Annotated in this window: 6 protein-coding genes; 2 read left to right on the forward strand and 4 right to left on the reverse strand. The window is 60.1% G+C overall.

What is annotated here, in order from left to right:
- Window positions 1–2 precede the first annotated feature (2 nt).
- Genes yghU through AB7F49_RS38445 form a run of 4 tightly spaced genes read right to left on the reverse strand, consistent with a single transcriptional unit; the run spans window position 3 to window position 3,245 of the window.
- Window positions 3–881: a glutathione-dependent disulfide-bond oxidoreductase gene (gene yghU, locus AB7F49_RS38430; RefSeq protein WP_061979849.1), complete on the reverse strand. Its 879-nt coding sequence runs from the start codon at window positions 879–881 to the stop codon at window positions 3–5.
- 28 nt (window positions 882–909) lie between these two features.
- The gene (locus AB7F49_RS38435; RefSeq protein WP_061979848.1) at window positions 910–1,614 is read right to left on the reverse strand and encodes a glutathione S-transferase family protein; all 705 of its coding nucleotides are present in this window, start codon (window positions 1,612–1,614) and stop codon (window positions 910–912) included.
- 11 nt (window positions 1,615–1,625) lie between these two features.
- Window positions 1,626–2,588 (reverse strand): DMT family transporter, encoded by a 963-nt coding sequence (locus tag AB7F49_RS38440; protein WP_061979847.1) that lies wholly within the window; start codon window positions 2,586–2,588, stop codon window positions 1,626–1,628.
- 3 nt (window positions 2,589–2,591) lie between these two features.
- Window positions 2,592–3,245 carry a peroxiredoxin-like family protein gene (locus tag AB7F49_RS38445; RefSeq protein ID WP_061979846.1) on the reverse strand — a complete coding sequence of 218 codons (654 nt, stop codon included), beginning with the start codon at window positions 3,243–3,245 and terminating at the stop codon, window positions 2,592–2,594.
- 132 nt (window positions 3,246–3,377) lie between these two features.
- On the opposite strand from AB7F49_RS38445, the gene AB7F49_RS38450 reads away from it, so the two are divergent.
- Entirely contained in the window at window positions 3,378–3,986 is a 609-nt protein-coding gene (locus AB7F49_RS38450; RefSeq protein WP_061979845.1) for a TetR/AcrR family transcriptional regulator, read from the forward strand.
- 208 nt (window positions 3,987–4,194) lie between these two features.
- A partial coding sequence (locus tag AB7F49_RS38455; RefSeq protein WP_428532996.1) for an FAD-dependent oxidoreductase occupies window positions 4,195–4,404 on the forward strand: 210 nt, incomplete at its 3' end.

Below are 4,404 nucleotides of genomic sequence, written 5' to 3' on the forward strand. Positions count from 1 at the left end.
GTTCATTGTTTCACCTCTTCGATCTTGTCCTGGGTCCTCGTGTCGAAATCGGCGGCGTCGTGGCGTTCACGAAGCTGTTCCGACGGTGCACCTGCCATGCGGTTGACCATTCGACCGCGTTTCACAGCCGGCCGCGCCAGGATGGCGTCCGCCCAGCGTTGCACATGCTTGTAGTCTTGCACTGAGAGAAACTCGGCTGCGCCATACTGCCAGCCTTTTGCGAGCCCGCCATACCAGGGAAACACCGCGATATCTGCGATCGTGTATTCCTGGCCGGCGAGGTAATCGCTGTCAGCGAGGCGCCTGTCGAGAACGTCGAGTTGGCGCTTCACCTCCATGGCGAAGCGGTCGATGGCGTATTCGATCTTGCTGGGAGCATAGGCGTAGAAGTGGCCAAAACCGCCGCCAAGATACGGCGCGCTTCCCATTTGCCAGAATAGCCAGTTCAGCGTTTCGGTACGCGTGGGCAGATCCTTCGGCAGGAACGCATCGAACTTCTCGGCCAGATAAAGCAGGATCGAACCCGACTCGAAGACACGGATCGGGGCCGCGCCACTGCGGTCGATCAGGGCAGGGATCTTCGAGTTCGGATTGACGGCAACGAAGCCGCTTCCAAACTGATCGCCTTCGCTGATCTTGATGAGCCATGCATCATACTCTGCGCCAGAGTGACCAAGCGCGAGCAGTTCCTCCAGCATGATGGTGATTTTAACGCCGTTCGGCGTGCCCAGCGAATAGAGCTGCAGCGGATGTTTGCCGATCGGCAGATCCTTGTCGTGAGTGGCGCCCGAGATGGGCCGGTTGATGTTGGCGAACGCGCCACCGCTGGGCTTGGTCCACGTCCAAATCTTCGGCGGTGTATAGTCAGAGGAGCTCGTCATCTTGTTCTCCGCAACGTCTTCGGTCCGCTCACGCTGCCGGCGGATAGTTCGACGGGAAGAGCGAGCGCTTGGTCTCGTCATCATTCACCGTCTTGAATGTATGGTTCTTACCGACTGCGCGTGCCCGTGCGACTGCAGGGCGAGCGTCTACTGTTTGAAACAGCCGCTTGAGATTGGGATAGGGACCAAGAGGATCTTCCGCTCCTTTGAGCACCCGAGAGGCACGGTCCAACCAGCCCCAGGCCGAGATGTCTGCAATCGTGTAATCGTCGCCGACGATATAGGTCCTGCCTTCGAGGTGGTCGTTCAGCACCTGATAGTGCCGCTCGGCCTCCCTGCGATAGCGATTGACGGCGTAGTCTAATCCTTCGGGGGCGGCGAATTGGAAATGGACGGCCTGGCCTGAGAACGGGCCGAGGCCCGACGCCAAAAAGAGCGACCACGACAGGAGTTCGGGACGATCCTCCGGTTTGCCGAGAAATTTCCCGGTCTTTTCCGCGAGGTAGATCAGGATCGCGGTCGAGTCGAACACGCGAGCCTCTTTGCCGCCGGGGCCCTCGGTGTCGATGATTGCCGGCACCTTGCCGTTGGGATTGATGGCGCGGAACGACGGCGAGTGCTGTTCGCCCTTGCTGGTGTCGACGGGGACAGCCTCATAGGGAAGACCAGCCTCCTCAAGAAACAGCGCAACCTTCGCGGGGTTGGGCGTCGGGTGGAAATAGAAGCGGATCATGAGTCTCTCCTTTAGGTTTGGACGGATGAATGCACGGGCGATGGAGCAGGCCTGGAGGCAAGCAGCACCCCGATGACGATGACGGCGATCGATAGCCCTTCGGCGAGAGTGGGTGTCTCAGCGAGAACTGGAATCGCAAGCATCGCTACGACGGCGGGCAGCAGCGCGATGATGGCAGTTGCTGCCGAAGGCCCCAGCTGCGAGACGGCGCGATTGAACGAGAATATCGCGACACCGCTCATCAGCACGCCTTGGTAGATGATCTGCAGCAGAAGCTCGGACCAGGAGGCGAGGGCGAAGCGGCTAAGCCCGAAAAACAGATAGACCGGTAGAAAGAGAGCTGCTGACCAAATGCAGATCAGGGCGGCCGCCTGCGTTGCAGTGAGGCCGCTTGCGCGAAATATCAGCGTATAGGCGGCCCACAAGCCGCCGGCGCCGACGAGTGCCGCCACTCCCACTGGATCCGGCGCGCCGCGATTGAGCGCCGCGGCGGAAAGCAGGCATGCCAATCCCGCAAGGATCGCGGCATACCCTATCCATCGCATGGGGCCTTGCGATTGCCGCATGAATACGAAGGCGAAGACACCTGCGAAAACCGGCATGATTGTCGGCGCAATCGAAGCCGCCTCCGCGGCCGACGTAAGCCTTAGTCCAAGCGCGACGAGCAGGACAAAAGGGACGCCCCAGAGCATAGCAAAGACGAACCCCTGTCTCCATGCCGCCCAAGGGAGCCGCGACGATCCGCGCATGATCGTCGGAGCAAGAAGAAGCGCTCCGATGCCGAAGCGCAAAGCCGTGATATCCCAAATCCGGAGTTCGCGTGTAACGCTGAAGCGCGTGGCCACGAACCAGCCGGAGAAAATAATCACCGAAAGGCCCGCCCAAGCATAACCGGTAACGCGCGTGGGTCCGGCCGAGTGGACGGAGGCACTTTCGGTTGGCACGTCCCTGACCGATACCTCACAGTTCGCCATGACTCATGCCGCCTTGCGAGAGCGCAAAGCGGCGAGAATCTCCTCGGGCTCGAGGCGTTGGGTGTAGTCGACGTCGATATGGGCGAGTGTGACGCGGCCGTTGCCGGTCACGACGTAGGTCGATGGAACTGGAAGCTCCCAACTATCGTCGCCGTTAATCTCGGGAAGCGCCTTGTTGACGGAGCGCAGTGCCGCACGGATTTCTTCGGGCAGCGAATAGACAAGACCGAAGCTGCGGGCCACCCGGTTTTCCAGATCACTGAGGACATGGAAGGTGAGGGCGTTCGTCTCCGCTGTCGACAAGGTTCGGTCGGGCGCCTGAGGAGAAATCGCGACGAGGCTTGCCCCCGCGGCTGCGATCTGCGGCAGGATGGCCTGATAGGCTCGCAGCTGAATATTGCAATACGGACACCAGCCGCCACGATAGAAGGTGATCACGGTCGGGCCCTGTGCCAGGAGTGCCGAAAGGGTCACAGAGCCACCTTTCGCATCCGGCAGTGAAAAGTCCGGAGCAATGTCTCCTTCGGTGATTGCATTGTCGCGGGCGAAGCTTTGCCGAAGCTCTTCGATCTTGGCGGTGTACAATGCGAAGCGACCCGCCGGAGCCGTTTGCACAAACTGGGCTTTAAAGGCGTCGAGCTCTTGTTTCAGTCCCATGTGGCTTTCCCCCTGGGTTCAGCGTTTCGGCGAAAACTGTCGGCATTGAGTTTTATTACGTTCGTTCTAGAATGCAATCTCGTTACATTCATGCCAGGGTAAATTCTGCAGAGGGGTCCGGACGGACGAAGAATGGCTAGGCCGCGCGAATTCGAAGAGGGTGTCGTGCTCGACGCCGCCATGGAGTGTTTCTGGAACCGGGGCTACGAGGCCACGTCGATGCGGGATCTCGTCGACAAAACGGGGATCACTGGAGCAAGTCTGTACAATGCCTTCGGCGACAAGCGGGCAATCTATCAGCGCGCGCTTGATCGCTACGTCGAGGGGAGCGTTGCAGCCCGTCTTGCGCGCTGCGAGGAGCTCCCTCCGCTCGAGGCGATCGTCGCCTTTTTCGACGATATCGTGTCGCGATCGGTCGAGGATCGTTCCCGAAAAGGATGCATGCTTGTCAACGCAGCGCTGGACGTCGCACCCCATGATGACGAATTCCAGCGTATTGTCGCGGAGGTCATGACGCGTATCGAGCTTTTCTTCCGCGATTGCGTTCAGAAGGGCCAGGAGCAGGGCGCCATCACGTCGACGATGTCGGCGGAAGAACTGGGCCGGCACCTTTTGGGTGTGTTGCTCGGGGTTCGCGTTCTGGCCCGAGTCCGTCCGGATCGGATTTTGCTGGAAGGCGTCGTGCGTCCCGCGATCGAGCTTCTCGATATAGGCTCCAGTCCGCGACACCGAGATCATTGAGCTTGGTGTCTCGCTGACGTGATTTCGACTGTCGAAGCCGCGGCGCGACAAGCGAGATGCCAGCGCGCAGCGCGTTGAATCCAACAAGTCAGCTATTTGGCGGCGGCTTCCTCCGGGTCGAATCGCATCACAAGTCTGCGCGTTTGTAACGTCAGGGCACATTGCCGCGTAGTTGGGGAGACGCGTGTAGGCAAAAGGAGCCCTAAGTGTGCGTAGTCCTCAACTCGACAAACCATCAACACAGCGTGTCGTAATCGTCGGCGCGGGCTTTGCGGGGCTTGCCGCCGCAAAGCAGTTGGGCGGATCAGGCTTCGATGTGACCGTTGTCGACCGCCACAACTATCCTTTGTCCCAGCCTCTATTATATCAGGTCGCGACCGCTGGATTGTCGCCAGCGGACATTGCATCGCCGATCCGC

Origin of the sequence: Pseudorhodoplanes sp. (assembly GCF_050250235.1) — a bacterium.
In the GTDB taxonomy this organism is placed as follows: Bacteria; Pseudomonadota; Alphaproteobacteria; order Rhizobiales; family Xanthobacteraceae; genus Pseudorhodoplanes.

Bases quoted from the DNA above. Each gene is read 5' to 3' on its own strand.
- AB7F49_RS38445 (WP_061979846.1), bottom strand. From the start codon at position 3,245: ATGGGACTGAAACAAGAGCTCGACGCCTTTAAAGCCCAGTTTGTGCAA.
- AB7F49_RS38435 (WP_061979848.1), bottom strand. From the start codon at position 1,614: ATGATCCGCTTCTATTTCCACCCGACGCCCAACCCCGCGAAGGTTGCG.
- AB7F49_RS38450 (WP_061979845.1), top strand. From the start codon at position 3,378: ATGGCTAGGCCGCGCGAATTCGAAGAGGGTGTCGTGCTCGACGCCGCC.
- yghU (WP_061979849.1), bottom strand. From the start codon at position 881: ATGACGAGCTCCTCTGACTATACACCGCCGAAGATTTGGACGTGGACC.
- AB7F49_RS38440 (WP_061979847.1), bottom strand. From the start codon at position 2,588: ATGGCGAACTGTGAGGTATCGGTCAGGGACGTGCCAACCGAAAGTGCC.